This is a genomic window from Spirosoma sp., from assembly GCF_026391055.1.
GTDB lineage: Bacteria > Bacteroidota > Bacteroidia > Cytophagales > Spirosomataceae > Spirosoma.
Window position 1 is genome coordinate 69,352 of the sequence record NZ_JAPLET010000020.1, and the last position, 23,568, is coordinate 92,919.

A 23,568-nucleotide genomic window follows, 5' to 3' on the forward strand; every position below is an offset into this window, starting at 1 on the left:
AATCATGAAAATGAAAAAAATATCTGTTCTATTTTTAGGCGGACTGTTACTGGCAAATATTTCCTGTAAGGAGTCAGAGTTCACCGAAGCCTACCCGGACCCATCCAAAATTGCCACAACGACCGTTGAAAAGCAGTTTACCGGGGTGCTGTACGCCAACAAAGATTATGTACTTCCAGCCTACCGGCATTACTTTGTTACGCTGCGAACGTCCATCAACCACTATACTCAGGCAACGGGGTGGGTCAATTCGTCGGGTCAGTATGTTCCGGGCTCGTCGGGGGTTGAGGATGTGTGGTACAATTATTACAACATGCTGGCTCAGTATCGCGAGCTGCAACGGGTGTACGCATCACGACCCGCCGATCAACAGGCCGACCGCAAGATTTTTATGCTGGCGGCAGCGGTATATGTGTACGATTACACGCAGAAGATGGTCGATGTACACGGCTCTATTCCATTTAGTACGGCCGGTCTGCTGAGTACCAACGGGGGTGATTACATAGCCTCCAGCGCCAAGTTCGATACAGCTGAGGGTATCTATACATTCCTGTTAGACGATCTGAAACGGATTGCTACCGAATTGAACGGCATTACGCTGAACGCAGGCTATCAGAAGTCATTTACGACGCAGGATTTCGTGAACAAAGGGGATGTAACAGCCTGGAAACGGTACTGTAACTCACTTCGCCTGCGGATTCTGAACCGGGTATCGGACGTGGAAAGCTTCAAGTCCCGTTCTAACAGCGAAATTGCGGAGATCCTGGGTAACGCAACGACCTATCCAATCGTTGAAACCAACGCGCAAAATATCCAGATTAATGTGTATGATATCAATACCGATATCAACTCGAAAGGATTCCAGGATGGATTGGAGTCGGCAGGCTGGTACGGCAATACGGCAGGTAAGGCGATCATTGATAACATGAACGCCAATAGCGACCCACGTTTACCTATCCTGTTTGAACCAGGGGCCAATGCTGCCGGTAAATACATTGGTATCGACCCAACAGCTACCGAAGCCTCACAAACGGAGCTCTTTAATGCCGGTCAGGTTGCTATCTACAACCGTTATACGCTGAGCCGTAACCAGTTTTTTCCTGGTATATTGATCAATGCCCCGCAAATCAATCTGATTAAGGCGGAGTATTACCTGAGAACGGGCAACGATGCGTCGGCCAGAACGGCTTACGAAACGGCCATTACCCAATCGGTACAATTCTACAACGGCATTTTGGCCTTGAGCAATGCCACCGGTATTACGGGTTCTCCAGCACCGACAGCCGCCACGGCAGCGTCGATCAGCGCCTATATTGCGAAGCCTGCGGTTAGCTGGGCCAGCGCCACCAGCACGACCGATAAGCTGAAGCTGATTGCTACCCAGAAATGGCTGCATTATAACCTGGTTCAGCCTTACGAAAACTGGGCCGACATTCGCCGTCTGGACTATCCGGTACTAAGCTTCCAGACCGACATTTCGAATAACCAAACGTTACCCCCCGTTCGGTGGACAATTCCGGGTAATGAAATCACCTACAATGCCGCCAATTATGCTACGGTGAAAGCGACGGATAATCTAATTACCAAGATTTTCTGGGATGTGAAATAAGGATTTAGCTATTGCTGACTAGTGCAGCTACTACCAGTAAGTTTAAATTAGGTTGGTAAAAAGAGGCAGACCAGTTGGTTTGTCTCTTTTTTGTTTTTAGATCAACGTAATTTCTTTCCCTGGTTTTCCAGCACCAGCAGTTGTGGAAAAGAGGTGATACCTTTAAAAAGCAACTGAGTCATTTCGCCAACCGTGTGAAAGTAAGAACCCAGTACAATATCCAGATCACCATCCTGATCGACGTCGGCGGCTTCCATAGTTAGCCATTTTCCGTCGGCACCCGCCGACGTACTAAAGGGCGTGAACGTTAGTCCGCCCTGATTAGAAAAGTAAATGAATCCCTGCTCAGGCTGGTCCAGATTGGTGTAGAAAGAAGTAGCGGCAATATCGAGGTCGCCATCCTTGTCGAAGTCGCGGGCTATGGCTTTTGCCGCGCCATAGATCGGGTAAAACCAGGCTTCTTTAAAGTTATCCTTACGGTCGTTGAGGTATATACGTATGCCATGGTAGTTTTTGTTGACGGAAGAGTAATCCCAGTTATCGCCATTAGTGAGCAGTATATCCTGATAACCATCTTTGTTGAAGTCAGCAAGTTCGACGTAACTGGAGCCGAACAGCGGGGAGAATTGGAGTACGGTCTTTTCTTTGAATTTCCCGTTTCCCAGGTTATAAAAGAGGGAAACCTCTTCCCGCGCCTGGGCCATCAGAACCAGAATATCGGGCTTGCCGTCATGGTTGAAATCGGCAATTTCCACCTTTCTGGCGCCGGGTAAGGCTTTTAAAACATGTTCTTTGGCCGGATCAAAACCATCATACCAGAATAGTTTTCCGGCATTGTTGCCGAATCCGCAGATAATTGCATCCTCTTTACCGTCGCTATTCAGATCGCTGGACGCAAACTGTACGGGGCGGGGTAATTGCCGAATATTGATAGGGCTGGAACCCGGCTTAGCGACTCTCTCGAGCGTCATGAGTCGGCCCAGTTGTTGGTCTGACGGACTAAATATACCGATAGTGAGTAATCTCGGGGCTGTATTTTTGGGGAAGTCAATATCCGTTGGTGGGGTGTCGATCCACCACGTATCGGCCAATTGAAGCTGCTTGTCGAGGACGTACAAGGCATGTTGGGCATCACCTACATAGAGTTGCCCGCTTTGTTTATCGTATTTCAGCAGGGTTGTTTGCGGTACGGGTTTATCACCGATTGTTACTTCTTTAGCCGCAAATAAGGGCAGTTTGTTGGTTACAGGGGCGTGGGGCTTTTGTGGTAGAGGTGCTTCGGGCGCGGCCTCTTCATAATACCGAACGATCTTCTCCCAGTCAGATAGGGACAAGGCTGCCGTTTCGGGATAGATATGCAATTGGTTAATAGCTTCTTCCTCTTCGGGGGCCAGGGGCCTTAAAGTATCTTGTCCCGGTAGTTTAAGGCCAAGGCGTAGGGCCATAGTAGGCAGCACTCCTGAAACCCAGGTCTTTTTGTCTAGCAGTTCAGGCTCTGGAAACAGGTGGCAACTCCCGCAGTATTGACGCGCCAGTTGCTGGCCGATGGGAGCCGGGCCAATCCCTTGTGATGCAGGGCTGGCAGGGGTAATGCCTGTTTTATACTGCGGAGCAATAGAAAACGAAGCTGTCACCAGAAAGAGCACAAGAAGCAAACCGGTTCTGGGGGATGGCATTGGCGGTGAATTTACTGTAAAAGTAAAGAAGAGAAATGAACCAGACATGATACGACTGACTGGAGAAATGGTATTTCATTACTCTCCGGGTTTACTTCTATAATGCGTAGCAATCGCTTTTTGGGATTTTGACTAAATACCAAAGATCTTAAATGCCTGAAGTAGATTCACTTATTGTAACTGTAGTTATTGATTATTTTTGTAAAATATTTGCTATTTCTTAAAAAAATAAAATATTGATACCTTTGCCTTTCATTTAGCCTACTATGCTCAAATCATTTATCTTACTTACCTGCTCATTGCTTTGCGTTTGTCCACTAGTGGCTCAGCAAACTTCAGAAAAGGCTCGCCCTAAACCTTATTCGTTTACAAAAGGCCTGGTGGCTCTAACCGGCAGTCGCTATGGGCGGGAGGCCATCTACACTGATCCTCTGGCTTATCAGTTGTACACTGGCGCACTTCAACAGCCTGTTGAAGGCGCAGTGTTTGGTAAAGATGAGCAGGGTGCTGACATCAAATGGATTGCGGTAACGGCCGACAGTCTGAACCGACTTCGGTTGCGGGGCGGTTTTCGGGGTAATGCTGGTGCCCCGGCGGGCCCCGGCGTGGTAGCTGGTAACCTTCGGGGAGGAATTGGCGGGGGCGGGGGCTATACCTACCTGACTTATACATCGGCTAAGGAGGAGATTGCGGTACTTGATATTAAAGGAAATAGTAATGTCTACGTAAATGGCGAACTGCACATGGGCGATGTGTACAGTATGGGCTACATGCATATTCCCGTTAAGCTCAGGAAAGGATTGAATGAGTTATACGTGCGGGGTGTCATGATAACGGCCAGTCTGAGTTTTCCGAACAAGTCCGCCATGCTGGCTACCGACGATCCAACTTTGCCGAGTATTCGATTAGGCGAGTCGAATGCGTCGCTTCAGGCAGCGGTGGTAGTAGTCAATACCTCAGCAACATCGCTGAATGGGCTGCAACTGACCAGTAAGCTGGTCGGCAAAACACATACAACGTCCCTGCCCGTTATCCCGGCCTTATCGAGCCGGAAGGTAGCTTTCACATTCGACGGGAGTGGCGTCACTGCGAAAGGTGCCCAGCCCTGTGAGTTAACCCTCGTTCAGAAAGGCAAGTCGCTCGACACCGGGACGATTTCCGTGGAAGCCGTTCCAGCCGGGGCATCGTACAGCCAAACGTTCGTTAGCCGCATCGACGGGAGTTTACAATATTATGCCGTAACCCCACAATCGTCGGAAACGACCGCGCCTTCGGCCCTTTTCCTGTCGGTGCACGGCGCGGGTGTTGAAGCCATTGGCCAGGCACGGGCATACAAAGCCAAAGACTGGGGAAATCTGGTTGCAGCTACCAACCGTCGGCCACGCGGTTTCAACTGGGAAGACTGGGGCCGGTTAGACGCCCTAGAAGTACTGACTATTGCTAAAAACCGGTTTAAACCCGATCCGCAGCACATCTATTTGACCGGTCACTCCATGGGTGGGCATGGTACGTGGTTCCTTGGGGCTACTTATCCCGATAAGTGGGCGGCCATAGCTCCCTGCGCGGGTTACCCGACCCTGAAAGAGTACGGCTCTGCCGATGGGGTAATCCCCGGAACCAGCAGCGACCCATTGGAACAGATGCTGTTGCGAGCTGGCAACCAGAGTGATGTGCTGAAGCTAACAAGCAACTACAAACCGCTGGGTGTATATGTACTGCACGGTGATGCCGACCGGACGGTTCCCGTAACCTACGCCCGGCAAATGCGAAAATTGCTTGGGGAGTCGCAACCCGACATGAGTTACTATGAATATCCCGGTGGAAGTCACTGGTTTGGTGACGAAAGCGTTGACTGGAAACCTCTATTCGATTTCTTTAAGTGGCACCGGATTGCCACCGATTCTACGGTGAACGATATTGATTTTATCACTGCTAATCCCGGCATTTCATCCACGTATCGGTGGGCGGCTATTGAGCAACAGATACAGCCATTACTGTACAGCCGGATGCAGCTCACCCGGCGGGGAAAAACGATTGTTGGTACAATCTCGAACGTAGCCCTTCTGAAACTGGCCTTGCATGACTTTGCTGCAAACACACCGTTAACCATAACACTGGATGGCACCCCGGCCATCACATACACGACTGGGAGTGCACAGGATACACTCTTCCTCCGTCGGGAAAACGGGAAGTGGCAACAGGCACAACGTCCAGACATGGCCCAGAAAGGGCCTCATCGAAATGGAACGTTCAAAGATGCGTTCAATAACCGAATGGTATTCGTGTATGGAACGAAGGGCACGAAAGAAGAAAACGAATGGAATTGGCAGAAGGCACGCTATGATGCCGAAACCTGGTATTACCGGGGCAACGGGGGTATTGAAATAATAAGTGACACCGATTACTCGCTGGAAAAATACACCGATCGGGGCGTTGTGCTTTTTGGAAATGCGACAAACAATGCAGCCTGGAGGTTACTGTTAGCCGACTGCCCTATTCAAATGGAACGTAGTCATATTCGGGTTGGTGATCAGCAGTGGCAGGGCGACGATTTGGGTGCTTATTTCGTCTGGCCTATCAAAGGGTCGGCTACTGCATCGGTAGCTGTTATCGGCGGAACAGGGCTAAAAGGGATGCGGGCAGCTTCGGCTAACCAATATTTCGCCGGGGCGAGTGGCTTCCCTGACTTCATGATTTTCGGCCTAGATATGGTTCGTGTAGGTAGCAAGGGGGTTCGGATGGCGGGTTTCTTCGACAACGACTGGAAACTGGTACCGGAACACGCTGTAATAAACAACCAGAAGAATGCCACCAAATAGGTCTGTTTACTGATTAAAGAACACGCGCAAATAATTGTCAACTAGGGTGATCTGTAACATTGATTTTGTGCATACATAAAGATAAATCTACTTATTTTTTTATTGTTCACCAAAAGCTACCAATTGATGTGTAGCCTTTGGTAAACGTCATTAAATGAACGTATGATTGTATAATTGCTGGAAACAATTATATTGAATAAAGTTTGAGTAGTTGTTAAGATATATAGTGTACATTTGTTGGGGACTGATTTTTAAAAAAAATTACAAACTTAGTATTTCAATCTATATATTTGTCAATACAAGCGTATAAGTAAAAATTCCATGAAAGGGTAGCGATAATTGCCTAATATAATTTGGCAAATGGGTCGCTCTTAACAGAGTATTTTATTTGCGTTATGTACCAGTGCGTGTAAGGGCCAGTGCATTTTTGAAGTAAGAATCCGTCTCTTATCGGTGATTACAAGCCCACCAATCAGTATCAGTAAAGTTTGTTTCATTAACTTAATCAAGTGTCTAACTACTATGAAGTCAAAATTACGTAAAGCCATTCCCGGGCTATTACTGTTTCTGGGAATATGGATTTCCGCTGCTGCGTCTCCCGTCCTTGCTGTCGACAGCGAAGTTACGGGCCGGGTTTCGGACGAGAAAGGGAACGACGTGGTTGGTGCATCTGTCACCATCAAAGGTACTAATCGGGGTACCAATACGGATGCCAGTGGTAAGTATCGAATTGTCGTACCAAACGGAAGTGCCGTACTGGTGTTTTCGTACATTGGCTACACCAAGCAGGAAGTTACCGTTGGCAACCGCTCTGTTATCGACGTAAAACTGGAGCCGGGCAGCGCAGTGCTCGATGAAGTTGTAGTAACGGCTTTAGGGATATCGAAAGAAGCCCGTAAGGTTGGCTATGCAGTTACGACGGTCAGTAGTGAAGCATTTACAAAAGCTCGTGAAACCAACGTTGGTAATTCGCTGGCTGGCCGGGTTGCCGGTTTGAATGTAAAAGGAACCAGCGGTGGCCCCGGTGGTACGGCTAAAATCCTGATGCGGGGTATGCCCAGTATCAACTCGGGCGGTTCACCGTTAATCGTTATCAATGGTGTACCCATGGACAATACCCAGCGGGGAAGCGCCGGCGAATGGGGTGGTGCTGATGGCGGTGACGGTATCGGTAACCTGAATCCAGACGATATTGAAACCATGACGGTTCTAAAAGGTCAGTCGGCATCTGCTTTATATGGCACAAGAGCTACGAACGGTGTCATCCTGATTACAACCAAACGGGGTAAGAAAGGTGATTACGCCATTGAGTACAACACAAACCTGACGGCTGATAGTCCGGTTAACTTCACTGATTTTCAGTATGAGTACGGACAGGGAACCGGTGGCGTAAAACCCGCTACCATTGCGGCTGCTCAACAAACGGGTCGGCAGAGTTGGGGTGCTAAACTGGATGGCTCGCAAATTACGCAGTTCGACGGTAAGCAATATGCCTACTCGGCTCAGAAAGATAATATCAAAAATTTCTACCGGACAGGCACCAACTTCACCAATACGGTTTCGGTAACCAAGGGGGGCGATAACGGGTCATTCCGTCTGTCGTTGTCGAACCTTGATACCAAGTCAATCCTGCCAAGCAGTGGTCTGGGTCGTAAAACGTTCAACCTAACGGCCGACCAGAACATCACTTCGAAGCTGAGTGTGAGCCTGCTGGCAAACTACATCGACGAGAAGATTACGGCAAAGCCGCAGTTGAGCGATGGTCCAATGAACGCTAACAATGGTTTATTCCTGGCAACGAACATCGATCAGCGGATTCTTGCTCCGGGTTATAATACCACCACCGGACGTGAGATTATTTTTAGTGATGACGAGTACGTAACGAACCCTTACTTCGTTACCAATCAGTACGTGAACGACGTAAGCCGTAAGCGATTGATCTCGATGATTGCGACCAAATATCAGTTTGCCGACTGGATTTATGCACAGGCTCGTGTTGGATATGATAACGCCAATGACCGGATCTTCCGGGTTACACCCTACGGAACAGCTTATTCGCAGGATGCTAAAGGTGGCCTGGACGAACAGTCGAACGCCCAAACAACCGAATTGAACATTGACGGTTTGATTGGTGTCAACAAATCCATTACGCCTGACTTCTCTATTGATGCTATCGTGGGTGGTAACATCCGCAAAAATGATTACGAGAAAATCGGGATCGGTGGTGGGCCTTTTGTGCTACCATACCTCTACAGCTTTAACAACGTTGTGAACTTCAACCGGAGTTATAGCTATGCTAAATCGGAGGTTCAGTCGGCTTATTATAGCGTTGATTTCAGCTACAAAGGTTTTTTAAACATTAGTACAACCGGTCGTTACGATACTTATTCATCGTTACCCAGTTCCAATCGGAGCATCTTTACACCATCGGTAACCGGTGCATTCATCTTCTCCGAATTTGTAAAATCGCCTAGCCTGAGCTTTGGTAAACTGCGCGCATCGTATGCCGTTACCAGTGGTGAGCCAGGTGCCCCTTATGGAACCAGTGTTTATTACGGCGTAGGTAGTGCTATTAACGGTGTCCCAACGGGTAATTTCAGTTCCAGCCTGCCTAACCTATTCCTAAAACCCTTTACCAAAAGCGAAGTTGAGGTTGGTTTAGAACTTAAGTTTTTTGGAAACCGCTTAGGATTCGATCTGGCCTATTACGACCAGAAGACGAGAAATGAAATTCTGCCTGCCAACTATAGCCCGGCAACGGGGTATACCAGTGGTGTAGTGGCTACCGGTTCTACCCAGAACCGGGGTCTGGAAGTGTTGGTAACCGGCACACCCGTGAAAACGGCTAAATTAGCCTGGAATGTTTCGTTCAACCTGACTTCAGTTAAGAACAAAATTCTCCAGACCGATGCCAATAACAATCCGCTGGGTCTGGGCTCTAACCGCGCTACTCTGGGTAATGCGACTACTGCGTTTGTCGTAGGCGAGTCGGGGCCGCAAATTCGGGCGTATGATTACAAGTATGCGTCGAATGGCCAAATCATTGTGGATGCATCCGGACTACCAGTTCGGGGCAACCTGATCAACATGGGCACGGTATTACCAACGCTATACGGTGGTTTAAATAACGAATTTTCGTTCGGTAACTTTAACCTGGCGTTCCTGGTCGATTATAACTACGGCAACAAGATTCTTTCGGCTACTGAAAACTACGCGTACCGCCGTGGTTTGCACAAAGCGACGTTGGTAGGTCGTGAAGGGGGTATAACAACAGGTGTTGTTGAAGGGGGCGCTGCCAACACAGTTCGTGCCACTGCACAGGATTATTACACGGCGCTGGCCAACAACGTAACCAAAATAAGTGTGGTCGATGGCGATTTCATCAAACTGCGTCAGCTGACATTTGGCTACAACATTCCTGCCAGTGTTTTAACAAAAGTGCCTCTGATTCGTACGGTTAATATTTCTTTTGTGGCCCGGAACCTGTTCTACATCATGAAGAAAACCACCAACATTGATCCTGAGGCTACGTTTGGTGCTAACCTGCGTTACGCTGGTATTGAAGGAACGAGCCTTCCATCAAGCCGTAACTACGGGGTTAACCTAAATATCCGGTTCAAGTAAGGTATTTCTATCAAGAATTCGGTGTGCAACGCTTGATGACGAGTTAAAGACTCGTCATCATACACACCTAATAAATACAAGAATCATGAAAAAAAGACTGATAGCATTAACCCTTGTAATAGGGTCTTTACAGGTTTCGTGTACCGATAATTTCGACGCGATCAACACCGACCCTACTCGGGCCTCAGCGACTATATTCGACCCTAATTTGCTGTTACCAAGCACTCAGTTCAGCCACGTAAGTGCTATGGCAGGGTACAGTGGTCCTATCCTGTTCCAGAGCATGTGGGTTCAGATTTTCGCATCGACCTCTTCGGGGGCGGCCAACTATTATTCCAATGCTGACAAGTATGTTATTTCGAGCAATACGAACTCATACCTGGCCAGTACCTGGAATGGTAATTATGGCGCGGCCAGCTATGCGTATGAAATGGAGCAGCTTACCAAGGATAAACCTGCGTTGGCCAATCTGAACAACATTGCTAAAATTATGCAGGTGCAGTGTTTGGCATCCATTGCCGATACCTATGGCGATCTTCCCTTCACGCAGGCATTGCAGGCAAAAGGGGGTACAACCCTGCCCGTTTACGACAGCCAGGAAAGTGCCTATAAAGGCATGCTGAGCAAACTTGAAACAGCTACGGCAGCCCTGAGCCCAGCCACCCTGTTGCCAACCAACGATGCGTTTCCCTATAAAGGAGACGTTGCCAAATGGAAAAAGTATGGGTACTCACTCATGCTCAAAATGGCAATGCGCTTAACCAAGGCTGATCCCACGACGGCTAAAACTTATGCCGAGAAAGCTGTTGCAGGTGGTGTTTTTACCAGTGTCGATGACGATGCCTACGTTCGGGCCGATAACGCCAATGGCTATGGTAATGGCAATGGTGCTGCCTTAAGCACCCTGGCCGATATTTATCAGGTTCGCTGGAGCAAAACGATGATCGACTACCTGAAAGCAACGAACGATCCACGTTTGGGAGTTATCGCCGAAGTACCGGCAGATGGGCTGGCCGCTAATCAGTCGATTGCTGCACCAGGTAATACAACACCAGCGGTTCAATTGGGTCTACCCAACGGCTACGACCTGAACGGTGGAGCTACGGACATCAGTAAAGCGCCGGGTTATCCGGGTGGAACAGGTGCGGGTGCCGATGCTACTCCAATCGGAAAATATTCCCGGCCTACGCAAGTATTCCGCGACCGCAATGCTCCACTGTTTGTCTTGACCTATGCTGAAGTTGAACTCCTGCTCGCCGAAGCGGTTACCCGTGGTTTTGCGGTGGGTGGTACGGCTGCCGGACACTATAGAAATGGTGTTGTAGCGGGTATCCAGGCGCTGTCGCGCTATGGAGCAGCAGCTACGATCAGTTCAGCGGTGGCAACGGCTTATGCAGATGCTAACCCACTGGTACCAGCCAATGCCCTGAAGCAGATCAATGAGCAGTACTGGGCCACCACGGGCCTGCTGCTGAACTTCTCGGAAGCCTGGAATAACTGGAAGCGTTCGGGCTTCCCCGTCTTAACGCCTGTAAACTATGTTGGTAACTTCTCCAACGGGACAATTCCCCGTCGGCAGCCTTACCCAACGGGCGAAGCAACGCTGAACTCGGCTAATTACAGTGCCGCCGTTAGCAAACTCTCGGGCGGTGATACCTGGACGTCTCGTATCTACTGGGATAAATAATCTGTTTTAGGAGTCAAAAAAGGTAAGATGGTCTCGTGCTATCTTACCTTTTTTGGCTTATATTGACTAGCTAAAATCCTGAATAGTATAGCTATCTCGCAGTTAGCCCGCTTTGTAATGCCAATAATATAATGAATAGCCGATTTCCTTATAGCACTTATATAAAGCTGATTTATTTTTTACGGTGTACTATACGCGTTCCGTTTCTTCTGATATGCCTGTGTTATTCGAGTCTATACGCGCAGAATCCGCTCTTTCAGCTTCTATCTGCCAAGCAGACCCGTATAGACTTCAAGAACGATATTGACGAGAACGAAAGCCTGAATGTACTTTCCTACGAATATTTTTATAACGGGGGAGGAGTTGCCGTTGGCGATATTAATAATGATGGCTTGATGGATTTGTTCTTTACCGCTAATCTGAAATCCAACAAACTATACCTCAATCTTGGCGGATTAACATTCAAAGATATTACCAGTGAGGCCGGGGCCGGGCTGGGCGGTAGATCGGGCGGCTGGAAAACGGGCGTCAGCATGGCCGATGTCAATGGCGATGGCTGGCTGGATATTTATGTCTGCTATTCGGGTAAAGGCGATGAGACCAAGCGCCGGAATCAGTTGTTTATCAACCAGGGAACAGGCGCTAAGGGAGCTGTCCGGTTTGTGGATCAGGCGAAGGAATACGGTGTCGACGATAACGGCTACAATACCCAGGCTACCTTTTTTGACTATGATCGGGATGGCGACCTCGATCTGTTCCTGCTGCATCACAATGTTAAGAAGTACGACAACATGGAACTGGCCAAGCTGCACGGTGAAACCGACCTGCTGGCTGGCAACAAATTACTCGAAAACAGGAATGGCCACTTTGTCGATGTTTCCCAGAAAGAAGGCATCCATCAATACCCTTTGACGTTTGGTCTGGGCATGGCCGTTGCCGATGTCAATAAAGATGGCTGGCCGGATATTTACGTAACGAACGATTATAACGAGCCCGATTACCTCTACATAAATCAAAAAGGATTTGATCTGGCAGCCCGGCGGTCGGGCGGACCGGCTTTCAAAGACGAAACCCAAGCCTACTTCCGGCATCTGGCACAGTTCTCGATGGGCGTGGATATTGCGGATTATAACAATGATGGCCAGCCCGATATCATGTCGCTGGATATGCTGCCGGAAGATAACCGACGGCAGAAACTGTTGCAGCTTCAGGAAAATTACGAGTCGTTTGAGCTGATGCAGCAGCAAAAACTACAACGTCAGTACATGCGGAATATGCTGCAACTGAATAACGGCGATGGAACATTCAGTGAGATTGCACAGACGGCGGGCGTGTCGAATACCGATTGGAGCTGGTCGCCGTTGCTGGCCGATTTTGACAATGACGGCTATAAAGATTTATTTATTACCAATGGCTATCTGCGTGATTATACGAATAAAGACTTCCTGAAATACTGGGGCGATTATAAAATCAAAAAAGCCATTGATCGGGAGCCTGTGCAACTGATGGATCTGGTAAAAGCCATGCCCTCGACCAAAATTGCCAATTACATTTTCAGCAACAATCGCGACTTAACGTTCACCAACAAACAGCGGGAGTGGGGTTTTCAGACGCCCGCCATCTCGAACGGGGCCGTTTACGCCGACCTCGATAACGACGGTGATCTGGAACTGGTCGTCAATAACATTAACGAACCGGCTTTCGTGTACCAGAACATGAGCAGGGAGCAATCTGCCAATGGATTTCTCCAGCTAAAACTGGTGCCTTCCGGAAAAGGCAAAACCGCAATTGGAACCAAAGTCACGCTGTTTACCAATGGAAATTTACAGTATCAGGAAGTAAATCCGGTGCGGGGGTATTTATCAAGCCAACCGCTAATGCTTCATTTCGGCGTTGGAACGGCCACGCGTATTGATTCTATGACTATCATCTGGCCTGATCAATCCGTACAGAAGCTAACCAGTGTTGCTATCAACCAGCAACTGGTGGTTCAGCAGCAGGCCACGACGGCAACTGGAAGTCGTGAGTTGGCTCAGAAAAAGGGAACACCTGTGTTTGCCAAAGTAGACCCGGTGCTGGCGCATACGCACGAAGGCTTTCTGGAAAATGATTTCAAACGCCAGCCGCTCATGCTCTGGATGTACTCGCATACGGGGCCGATACTGGCGAAGGGCGACATTAATAAAGATGGTCTGGACGATGTGTTTATCAGTGGCGACCAAAGCAAACCCGCTGGCGTCTGGATGCAGCAGACAAACGGGACATTCAAACAAAAAGCCGGATTGGTTATTGGCGACGAATCGATTTCATCCATCTCTGCTGCCGCCTTTTTCGATGCCAACGGTGATGGGTTTGATGATCTATACGTAGCAAAAGGAGGGTACTCACTCTTCGAAGTTAATACAACCTCTTTTCAGGATGAATTGTACATGAATGACGGGAAAGGCAACCTGATTTTGTTAAAGACAGCTCTGCCAAACCTGAGCGCCAGCAGTAAATCCTGCGTTCGTCCGTACGACTACGATCAGGATGGCGACATCGATTTATTTGTGGGCGGACGTATCGTTCCCGGACGCTATCCCGAAGCACCGGTTTCGTATCTACTTCAGAATACGGGCGCAGGGCAGTTCAAAGCAGTGCCCATTCCGTTTGCCAAAATAGGGATGGTGACGGATGTGAAATGGGCTGATATGGATGGCGATAAACGGGCCGATCTGGTACTTTGTGGCGAGTTCATGCCCATAAAAGTTTACCTGAATACAAAAGAAGGGTTCGTCGATCGAACCAAACAATACTTCCCGGAAGAAGAAAAGGGATTCTGGTTGTCGCTTACCATTGCCGATGTAAACGGCGATGGACAAAACGATATCCTGGCTGGCAATCTTGGTACGAACTCACAGATTAAGTTTTCGTCAAAAGAGCCCGTCGAAATGGTCTACGCTGATTTTGATAACAACGGGTCCATCGATCCCTTCGTTAGTTTTTACGTTCAGGGAACAGCCTACCCGTTTGTGAGCCGGGATGAACTGAACGATCAGATCTATGCTATGCGTAAGAAATTTGCTTTTTACAAAGACTACGCCAATGCGACGATCAGCACGATCTTTCCTGCCGATGAGTTGGCAAACGCGCCGAAACTGACAGCTACCGAATGTCATTCGACCTGTTTTTTGTCAAAAAAAGGACAATTTGAAAAACAGATTCTGCCTGTAGAAGCACAGTTTGCCCCGATTACAAATATCGTGTGCGATGATTTTGACCAGGATGGGCAACTGGACGTATTACTACTGGGTAATAAGTCGGATAACCGGTTAAAACTAGGAAGTATGGATGCTAACTATGGCTGTTTTCTGAAAGGAAATGGGAAAGGAGGCTTTACGTATGTGAACCAGCCCGCTTCGGGTTTATCCGTGATCGGCGATGTTAAGTCTGTTATAGATATCGACATTCATCGAACCAAGTACCTACTGATTGGAGCCTTCAATGAGCCTTTACAGGCGTATAAAAAACAAAAGCAATGAACCGGGTTCTTTTCATGTGCGTGTGGCTGGGGTTGAGCTTTTCGCTAAAGGCGGAAGCTAGTCCAAAAGAGCTTGGTCGGCATCTTCAACCAACGGTTTTTGCAGTAACTATGGTGATGATCCATGATGTGGTCAATCCGCCCGCTGCCAGCCGGTTTTATACCTACTGCCTGCTGGGTGCCCACGAAATCGTGGCCCGGCATCAGAAAACGGTGGTGTCGCCAACCGCTTTTGTCCGCAGTCTTGGCGAGGTGAATCTGGATGTCGCTAAAGCCGAGAACTACCAGATAGCGGCTTTGTACTGCATTCTCGAAACCGGGCGGTTGATTCTGCCCTCGGGCTACATGCTGGAGGAGGAAGAAAAGAAACTTCTTGATCAGCTTCGGACTGAAAAATACCCGGAGTCAGTTATTCAGCAATCAGTGAGTGTTGCACAGGAGATGGCGAAAAAAGTACTGGCCTATGCTGCTGCCGACAATTACCGAAATCTAAGCGCCCGCACCCGTTATCGACCGAGCAAAGCCGATGGCTTCTGGTATCCAACACCACCAGCTTATATTGAGGCTATTGAGCCGCACTGGCGCATTATTCGCCCTATGATGATGGACTCCTGTAACCAGTTCAAACCAAAACCTCCAGTTGCTTTTAGTAAAGACACAACCAGCGACTTTCATAAACTGGCACAGGAAGTATATCAGATAGGAAATAAGCTGACCGACGAACAACGGTTTATCGCGTCGTATTGGGACTGCAATCCGTTTGCCGTCAACACATCGGGCCATATGTCGATTGGGTTTAAGAAAATTAGCCCCGGCGGGCATTGGATGAATATAACAAGCCTGGCAACCACCAAAGCCGGGCTACCGTTCGACAACGCTCTAATGGTGCAATCGCTGGTTGCCATGACGCTGATGGACGCCTTTATCAGTTGCTGGGACGAGAAATACCGTAGCAGTCGAATTCGTCCTGAAACGGTCATTAATCGCTATATCAACGTGCGTTGGCAACCACTCCTGCAAACTCCTCCTTTTCCGGAATACACCAGCGGCCATAGTGTTATCTCAACCGCCGTGGCCGAATTGCTAACCTACCTGATGGGTGATAATTTTAGCTTTACAGATAACACTGAGGTGATTTTTGAACTTCCTGAGCGCCGGTTTACCTCATTCCGCCAAGCAGCTTCGGAGGCTGCTATTTCCCGGTTGTATGGCGGTATACATTATCGTGATGCTATTGAAAACGGGCAGGCCCAAGGCAGGGCTATCGGCGAGTTTGTTATTGAGCGATTAAAAAAAGCGGGTATTAAACCCATACTCTGATAGTATCTTAAACAACTCCCAGTTGTCTGAGATGCTAGCTAACCAGCCTTAGAAAAATAGCTTGCGTTTATACATATTCGGTAGGTCGGTCTCGAACAGGGTGTATGGGTCCCGGTAAAAGTTAAGGAAATCCGGCACACTGGCCTGACCAGGATAAGGGGCATAAAAATGCGTGGGGCTTTGCCTGTCGTTTCGCCAGACGAGCACATAGGAAAGCCGCATTTTCTCCGCTTTCAGGGCTTTCAACAACCTGTTTGTCCACCAGGTTGTGTCGGGTATAGATTCCAGCCCTGTCTCTGTAAATGCGGCCAGTTTGCCAGCTTTTTGGGCATAGTCAGACACGATCTTGAGTTTCTGAATACCAGCGGCCACATTGTAACGCCCATTACGCCCAAAATCGGCGTAATTGTCCATGCCGAGCATGTCGACCCATTTATCCCCCGGATACCGTTCGAGGTACTCGGCTTCGGTTTTGAACAGGCAATCGGGCGAGAACGCATAAATGAAGTTGTGTACCTGGAGGCTGTCACGCAGATAGGAAACGGTGAACTGCCAAAGAGAAATAAAGTCTTCCCGTTTACAGTGGGGTTTTCCCCACCAGAACCATCCCCCGTCAAATTCATGATAGGGGCGAAAAATCATTGGGGCTAACGTTCCGTCTTTTCCTTGCACTGACTTTGCCAAATCGCCGATCGTACGGAGTATTTCTTTGTATTGTTCGTGGTGAGAGCCGCCGGGAATCAACAACGAAACGGCAGGAGCGGAAACAGAATCGATCCAGTAAAAGCCTCCTTTAGAAGCTGGGTTTGAGAAGTGCCAGGCTACCGTAGTTACGCCACCCCGGTCATAGGTATCAACAATCTGCTTTCGAAGTGCCTCTTTTACTTTGTCAATGGCCGCAGATGGCCTGCCCGACAAACCACTAAAGTCGACCCCGATTATGGCCGGATGTGACCCGCTGACAGATTTAACATCGGACCGATTGTCTTCACCCGCCCACCCATGCCCATATTCGGTGGCGTGCTGATGGCCAAATAGAATGTGATTTTGGGCTAGTTTACGAAGGTTTTGGTATAATGCTTTTGTTTCTTTGGTAGCTTTAGAATCGATAGGCTTGTTTTTGCCGTTGTCGGCAAGAAGCGCCCCAGACCATAATAGACTAATAAGAAAGCCTGCCCAAGCTGTTGGATACGATTTTTTTATCATGAGTGTGCTCATATATCTATCCCGCATAAGCTATCAGGGCTGTACCTGAAAGGTGATGTTTGTTCACTGGTAATAGTCGACAATCAACTGATTGCGGAAACAGCGAAAAAGTGCAGATTACAGGAAAGAGAAATAGGGGAGGGGTTATGCTTTCAACTCAACCACTTGTCCGTCCTGGCAACGAAGCACACGGGCCGGATATTTATGTAGTAAGTCGTAATTGTGAGTCGCCATGAGAACAGCGGTACCCGCATTGTTAATAGTTTGAAAAACCTTCATGATCTGGTCGGCCACGGAAGGGTCCAGATTGCCCGTGGGCTCATCGGCAATCAGTATTTGTGGTTCGTTTAGCATAGCTCGGGCCACCACCACCCGTTGTTGTTCACCACCGGAAAGCTGATGCGGCATCTTTTTCTGGGCAGTGCCTAAACCAACCTGCATGAGTACTTCGGCAATGCGGTTGTTCATGTCGGTTTTATTTTTCCAGCCCGTTGCTTTCAAAACAAACTTCAGGTTGTCTTCGACTGAGCGGTCAAAGAACAGTTGAAAATCCTGAAAGACGATGCCTATTTTACGCCTGAGCTGCGGTACATCGCGGGGTTTTAGGGCATCCAGTGGATAACCCGCTACTAACCCCTTTCCGTTTTGCAGCCAGAGGTCAGCGTATAATGTTTTCAGAAGGGAAGATTTTCCGCTGCCCGTTCGGCCGATAAGATAGGCAAAATCGCCTTTGTTAATCTGAAAGGATACGTCGCCCAGTACCAACTTCTTTCCCTGGTAGATGTCGGCATGAGTGAGCGTCAGAACGGGTTCCGTCGAAAACATAGGATTTACGAGATACGAGGTACGGTTTGCGGAGTTAACCCCGCAAACCGTACCTCGTAATTCAAAAGTTTTATTTTACTGGCAGATTCGCTTTCTCGTGGTCAGCCAGGAATTTAGCCAGACCACTGTCGGTGAGTGGGTGGTTAAGCAACTGTTTCATAACGCTCAATGGAGCCGTCATGATATCAGCACCAATCTCCGCGCACTGGATTACGTGCATTGGGTGACGAACCGAAGCCGCCAGGACTTCTGTCGAATAACCGTAATTGGTGAAAATGGTAACGATCTGCTCGATGAGGGCCATACCGTCGGTCGAGATATCATCTAACCGGCCAACAAACGGCGACACATAGGTAGCACCTGCTTTCGCAGCCAGCAAAGCCTGACCAGCCGAGAAGATAAGCGTGCAGTTGGTGCGAATTCCTTTTTCAGAGAAATACTTGATCGCTTTGATGCTATCGCCACTCATGGGCACTTTCACGACGATATTCTCGTCGATATCAGCCAGTTCTTCGCCTTCTTTGATCATCTCGTCGTATTTGACCGAGATAACTTCGGCGCTAACGTCGCTTTGTACGATTTCGCAGATTTGTTTGTAATGACGCATTACGTTGTCTTTGCCCGTAATGCCTTCTTTCGCCATCAATGAAGGGTTAGTTGTAACACCGTCAAGAATCCCCATATCCTGGGCTTCGCGAATGTCAGCCAGATTGGCTGTGTCAATGAAAAATTTCATGGTTAAACAGTTATACAGTTAAACAGTCGAGTTGTTAATCAGCGGAAGGTGCTGGTAGTAAAAGAGAATTTAGCTGCCCAACTACCTGATTAACTGATTACATTCGTCCCGTCCTGGATTTTGCAGACGTGAAGGTACGTATCTTTCCCCGTTCGGGCTTTATATTGTTCGGTAATCAATTTGGTAAAATCCTCAAGAACTTCTTCGCGCACGAGATTGATTGTGCAGCCGCCAAAACCACCACCCATCATTCGAGCACCCAGTACACCCGGCTGCTGACGGGCAATGTCAACCAGAATATCCAGCTCGGGGCAACTCACTTCGTACCAGTGACTTAATCCCTCGTGCGAGCCGTACATGAGTTGGCCAAAGGTGTCGATATCGTCCGCTTCCAGAGCCGCTACACCATCGAGCAGTCGCTGGTTTTCCTGAACAACGTAAGCACACCGACGATAAATTAGTGGCTCTGTATCGCGCAGATGCTGGTCCAGCATAGGCATAGTTACATCCCGTAAACTCCTGATTTCGGGGTAGAAAGTTTGCAGAAATCGCACCCCTGCTTCGCATTCAGCCCGGCGGGTATTGTATTCTGAGGTTACCAGGGAGTGCTTTACCTTGGAGTCGCAGAGAACAATGCTGATGCCGTTCATCTGCAAGGGAGCATAGGTATAGTCGAGTGAGCGGCAATCGAGTTTTATAACATGATCGGCTTTGCCCATCATGCTGGCAAACATGTCCATAATGCCCACTTTGGCTCCTACAAACTCATTTTCGGCACGTTGTGAACGTTTTACCAGCGTGATCCGATCGATGCCCAGATGAAAAAGCTCATTCAGCGCAAAACCGACTCCGTTTTCGAGCGCTGCCGACGACGATAGCCCTGATCCCATTGGAATGGTGCCGCCAAATACGCAGTTGAAACCACTAAATTGATGGCCCGCCTGCCGAAACTGCGCAACAACGCCGAGCAAATAATCAGCCCAGGTATGCGTAGGTGTCAAATCAGTTAAAGAGCCCTGAAATGTTTTGTTGAGGTCGTGGGCTATAAAATGAAGTTCATCATCTGCACGGGGACCAACGGCTAGGTAAATTGCTTTGTCGATAGCAGCTGGCAGCACAAATCCCTCATTGTAATCTGTATGTTCACCAATTAGGTTGACACGACCGGGGGAGCAAATCAACAATGGGGTCTGTAGGTCGGCAGTCTCAGCCGGGAAGGCTTGCTGGTATGAGCTGGTGAGCTGGGTAAGTAGGTCCATGTTGGGCGTTGGAAATTTAGCGGTTTACTACAGCTAAACGCATAACCCGCTGAACAGGGTAACCGCCATGTCAGAATAAAACCTTAAGGGACGGAAACAAAAAATGGCAAACCAATGTCTCACCGCTACGACCACCTACCCTTGCTTCGGTCAAGACCTGGGGGATTCAGCAGGAGCTGGTAGCACCGATTTGCCGATGCAAAGTTAACTAATTGTTCGTCAAACGACCAAATTTCACCCGTACCTTTGCTGGTAAATTAAGAAAGTATGAAGCATTCAGTAGCAGTAATAATCGGTATTGTATTCAGTATCAGTGCTTGTAGTTCGTCGGATAAATTCGTCGAACAGGGTCGAAATTATTTAAAAGAGGGCAAATTTCGGGAGGCCGTGCAGGTTTTGAACCAGGCTATTGAGGCCGACGATAAAAATGTGGAAGCTTTTAACTCGCGGGGCGTGGCTTATTTTGAGCTAAAAGAGTACGCCAATGCCACGCTCGATTACGATCAGGCTATTAAACTGAAGCCCGATTTTTATCGACCCTATTACAATCGGGGTCTGTTGAAAGTTGCACAGAACGATCAGACTGGGGCTCTGAAAGACTATTCGGATGCCATTCGGCTTGTACCGGATACCAGTCGAAGTATCGGCGCTGAGCTTTACCTGAACCGGGGCCAATTGTTTGCCTCCCAAGGCCAGATTCAACCTGCCCTCACCGATTTTACGAAAGCCATTGAACTTAACTCCGAAAACTCGCTGGCGCTCTATAATCGGGGTAATCTGCGCTTTCAGGAGAAAGATCTGGTTGGTGCCATTGCCGATTTCCAGCAGGCCGTTCAGGCTGATCCTAAATTCGGGAAAGCGTTTTACGGCCTTGGCATTGCTCAGGTTATCAATAATGAGCGTGAGAGTGCCTGCCTTAGTCTGAAACAAGCGCAAAATCTGGGGTATGCTGATGCGGCCAATGCAGTGGCAGAATACTGCAAATAGCCTGCAGGTCTCACCCCGACAAGTTAACATTTAGAAATTGGATCGTTCGGATTCAGTAAGTCCATCTGCCCGTGATCTTATTCTACCGGATTATTCGCCTAACTACAAATCAATGAAAAAGACCTTTGCTGTCATTTTTGGCCTGCTATTTGTCCTGTTCGCCGTTTTTCAATACAACGACCCCGATCCCGAGGTCTGGATTCCAATTTATGGCTTTGCGGCCGTAGCTTGCTTCATGGCTTATTTCGGAGTAGGGAAATGGTGGTTTTTCGTGGCGATGGCCATCCTGTATATCGTAGCTGCCGTGTATCAATGGCCTCCCGTTTTTGAAGGATTCCTGTTCAGCGAAGTCGGGATGCGCAGTTTGAACATTGAAATGGCCCGCGAGGCCGGTGGGTTGGCTATTTGTGCAGCGGTTATGGCCGTTCTTGCGGTGCTCACGCGTCGGCCCATACACGCATGAAACTCATAGAATGTCCCCGCGATGCTATGCAGGGCCTTGGACATTTTGTGCCGACAGACCTCAAAATAAAGTATTTAAATACTTTATTGGCGGTTGGTTTCGACACACTTGACTTCGGGAGTTTCGTTTCGCCCAAAGCCATTCCGCAGATGCGCGACACCGCCGAGGTGTTAGCTGGCTTGACTGTAGCTGAGACAAAAACGAAATTGCTGGCTATTGTGGCAAACGTTCGCGGGGCCGAGCAGGCGCTTGCTTCCGGTCTTATTCACTACGTTGGTTTTCCACTGTCTGTTTCCGAAACGTTTCAGCAGCGCAATACCAAAAAGTCGATAGCTGAGGCATTAACGGATATAGCCGCGATGCAGTCTCTCTGTGAAAAGGCAGGGAAAGAACTGGTTGTTTACCTGTCGATGGGCTTCGGAAACCCCTACGGCGATCCTTACAGCCCGGATCTGGTGAGTGAGTTTACCAGGCAGCTGGTGGAGCTAGGCGTTCGGATTGTGGCTCCCTCCGACACCGTAGGCTCATCGACGCCCGAGGCAATTGAAGTTTTGTTCAAACGCCTGATCGGTCAGTTTCCTGACGTTGAGTTTGGGGCACATCTGCACGCTCGGCCGGGCGATGCGCCTGCTAAAGTCAGAGCAGCGCTACGGGCAGGTGTCCGGCGCATAGACGGAGCACTGCGGGGATTTGGCGGCTGTCCAATGGCCACCGACCAGCTTACTGGCAATCTGCCAACGGAAGAGATTATTCAGACGCTGACTCAGGAAGGCCTTAGCCTGACAATCAATCAGGAAGCATTTCAGAAAGCTTTGACTTTATCGGCGGGTGTATTTTAGGCTTTAGGTAAGGACGTGAAACATAGGGTTAAACTTCTTAAGTTACTAGGCCCCACGTCCTTACTACAAGGCTACATAAACATCACCTGAATCTCTTCTTTTACGGATTTCAGGGCTTCGTAGGTCGGTTGCCTGTCTTGTTGAATAATTCGCTCGAAGATCCGCTTGGAGAGTTCGAGGGCGGGCGCATCGGGACGAGTGTCGCCGGATGCCTGGTTGATCAATATCGTCACGTCGTTCATGGCCGCCTGAATCTGGTCCCAGGTGATCTGGCTCATATACACCTGCTGCGACAGGTTATGATTGTACTCATCTCTGATTTCCTGCAAAAGCCGTTGCTGAAGTTCCAGCACTGTGGTCGAACTCCCCCCCAAACGCAGTAATAAATTGTTGGGGCTGATACGCTCCAGAAACAGAACCATTCGTTCGTAGGCTTGCAAGCGTATGGGTACCACCGTTTCAGTGTACTTATTTTTAACCTCAAACTGGTAGCGACTGGCTTCGCGTTCCAGTAATAGTTTGACGGTCAAATACATGCCGTATAACACCAGTCCGGCGGGTACTATCAACTTTAAGAAATCACTCAATAGGTCCATAAAAGGCAAACGTGTTTAGCGGAAAAAGGTAATTTTACAGTAGTCAATCATTCATTCCTTGTCAACCAGCCAGCCGGTTGAAGAGGTTCGTTTACTCGTTCACAAACATGCTCGATAATCCTGTTACTGTTAAGCCGGAAGCGCGTCAGCAAATTCAGGACACACTACGTGCCAATAAAATTCCGGGTGAATACGGCTTACGCGTTGGCGTTCGGGGCGGAGGCTGCGGCTCATCCTGGCTGCTTGGCTTTGATATTCCCGGCCCTTCCGACGAAGTCTATAACGTAGAAGGTGTACAGGTCATTATCGACCGCAAACATTTGCTCTACGTGCTGGGGGTACAAATTGGTTACGAGCCAGGCGGCTTCACCGTCGAAAAGAGCTAAACTACTAATTTGCATA

Annotated in this window: 16 protein-coding genes; 10 read left to right on the plus strand and 6 right to left on the minus strand. The window is 48.7% G+C overall.

From position 1 onward, the window contains the following. Window positions 1-10: 10 nt before the first annotated feature. Window positions 11-1,609: a SusD/RagB family nutrient-binding outer membrane lipoprotein gene (locus NT073_RS13190; protein WP_366107250.1), complete on the plus strand. Its 1,599-nt coding sequence runs from the start codon at window positions 11-13 to the stop codon at window positions 1,607-1,609. Between the two features lie 101 nt (window positions 1,610-1,710). Here NT073_RS13190 and NT073_RS13195 read toward each other — a convergent pair whose 3' ends face one another. Continuing rightward, window positions 1,711-3,285 carry a VCBS repeat-containing protein gene (locus NT073_RS13195; RefSeq protein ID WP_297374029.1) on the minus strand — a complete coding sequence of 525 codons (1,575 nt, stop codon included), beginning with the start codon at window positions 3,283-3,285 and terminating at the stop codon, window positions 1,711-1,713. Between the two features lie 266 nt (window positions 3,286-3,551). Here NT073_RS13195 and NT073_RS13200 point away from each other — a divergent pair, with 266 nt between their 5' ends. From NT073_RS13200 to NT073_RS13220, 5 genes are all read left to right on the plus strand, one after another. Further along, complete coding sequence (locus NT073_RS13200) at window positions 3,552-6,104, plus strand: prolyl oligopeptidase family serine peptidase (RefSeq protein WP_297374032.1); 2,553 nt, start codon at window positions 3,552-3,554, stop codon at window positions 6,102-6,104. 522 nt (window positions 6,105-6,626) lie between these two features. Continuing rightward, window positions 6,627-9,728: a SusC/RagA family TonB-linked outer membrane protein gene (locus NT073_RS13205; RefSeq protein ID WP_297374035.1), complete on the plus strand. Its 3,102-nt coding sequence runs from the start codon at window positions 6,627-6,629 to the stop codon at window positions 9,726-9,728. Between the two features lie 85 nt (window positions 9,729-9,813). Continuing rightward, the gene (locus tag NT073_RS13210; RefSeq protein ID WP_297374038.1) at window positions 9,814-11,415 is read left to right on the plus strand and encodes a SusD/RagB family nutrient-binding outer membrane lipoprotein; all 1,602 of its coding nucleotides are present in this window, start codon (window positions 9,814-9,816) and stop codon (window positions 11,413-11,415) included. A gap of 131 nt (window positions 11,416-11,546) precedes the next feature. Continuing rightward, the gene (locus tag NT073_RS13215) at window positions 11,547-14,936 is read left to right on the plus strand and encodes a VCBS repeat-containing protein (RefSeq protein ID WP_297374041.1); all 3,390 of its coding nucleotides are present in this window, start codon (window positions 11,547-11,549) and stop codon (window positions 14,934-14,936) included. Continuing rightward, window positions 14,933-16,255 carry a vanadium-dependent haloperoxidase gene (locus NT073_RS13220; protein WP_297374044.1) on the plus strand — a complete coding sequence of 441 codons (1,323 nt, stop codon included), beginning with the start codon at window positions 14,933-14,935 and terminating at the stop codon, window positions 16,253-16,255. Before NT073_RS13215 ends, NT073_RS13220 begins: the two co-directional genes overlap by 4 nt. A 48-nt stretch (window positions 16,256-16,303) precedes the next feature. On the opposite strand, the gene NT073_RS13225 is transcribed toward NT073_RS13220, so the two are convergent. From NT073_RS13225 to galK, 4 genes are all read right to left on the minus strand, one after another. Then, the gene (locus NT073_RS13225; RefSeq protein ID WP_297374047.1) at window positions 16,304-17,473 is read right to left on the minus strand and encodes a glycosyl hydrolase; all 1,170 of its coding nucleotides are present in this window, start codon (window positions 17,471-17,473) and stop codon (window positions 16,304-16,306) included. Window positions 17,474-17,605: 132 nt separating this feature from the next. Next, complete coding sequence (locus tag NT073_RS13230) at window positions 17,606-18,286, minus strand: ATP-binding cassette domain-containing protein (RefSeq protein ID WP_297374050.1); 681 nt, start codon at window positions 18,284-18,286, stop codon at window positions 17,606-17,608. 70 nt (window positions 18,287-18,356) lie between these two features. Then, entirely contained in the window at window positions 18,357-19,022 is a 666-nt protein-coding gene (gene fsa, locus NT073_RS13235) for a fructose-6-phosphate aldolase (RefSeq protein WP_012927566.1), read from the minus strand. 89 nt (window positions 19,023-19,111) lie between these two features. Further along, window positions 19,112-20,281, minus strand: coding sequence for a galactokinase (galK, locus tag NT073_RS13240; protein ID WP_297374056.1), 1,170 nt, complete (start codon window positions 20,279-20,281; stop codon window positions 19,112-19,114). Window positions 20,282-20,548: 267 nt separating this feature from the next. On the opposite strand from galK, the gene NT073_RS13245 reads away from it, so the two are divergent. The 3 genes from NT073_RS13245 to NT073_RS13255 all read left to right on the plus strand — a co-directional run bounded on the left by NT073_RS13245 (window position 20,549) and on the right by NT073_RS13255 (window position 22,570). Beyond that, window positions 20,549-21,268 (plus strand): tetratricopeptide repeat protein, encoded by a 720-nt coding sequence (locus tag NT073_RS13245; protein ID WP_297374059.1) that lies wholly within the window; start codon window positions 20,549-20,551, stop codon window positions 21,266-21,268. A 112-nt stretch (window positions 21,269-21,380) separates the two neighbouring features. Further along, window positions 21,381-21,731: a transmembrane 220 family protein gene (locus NT073_RS13250; protein ID WP_297374062.1), complete on the plus strand. Its 351-nt coding sequence runs from the start codon at window positions 21,381-21,383 to the stop codon at window positions 21,729-21,731. Beyond that, complete coding sequence (locus NT073_RS13255; RefSeq protein WP_297374065.1) at window positions 21,728-22,570, plus strand: hydroxymethylglutaryl-CoA lyase; 843 nt, start codon at window positions 21,728-21,730, stop codon at window positions 22,568-22,570. Before NT073_RS13250 ends, NT073_RS13255 begins: the two co-directional genes overlap by 4 nt. 71 nt (window positions 22,571-22,641) lie before the next feature. Here NT073_RS13255 and NT073_RS13260 read toward each other — a convergent pair whose 3' ends face one another. Next, window positions 22,642-23,166: a hypothetical protein gene (locus NT073_RS13260; protein WP_297374068.1), complete on the minus strand. Its 525-nt coding sequence runs from the start codon at window positions 23,164-23,166 to the stop codon at window positions 22,642-22,644. Between the two features lie 107 nt (window positions 23,167-23,273). Here NT073_RS13260 and NT073_RS13265 point away from each other — a divergent pair, with 107 nt between their 5' ends. Then, window positions 23,274-23,552: an iron-sulfur cluster assembly accessory protein gene (locus NT073_RS13265; RefSeq protein WP_297374071.1), complete on the plus strand. Its 279-nt coding sequence runs from the start codon at window positions 23,274-23,276 to the stop codon at window positions 23,550-23,552. Window positions 23,553-23,568 lie beyond the last annotated feature (16 nt).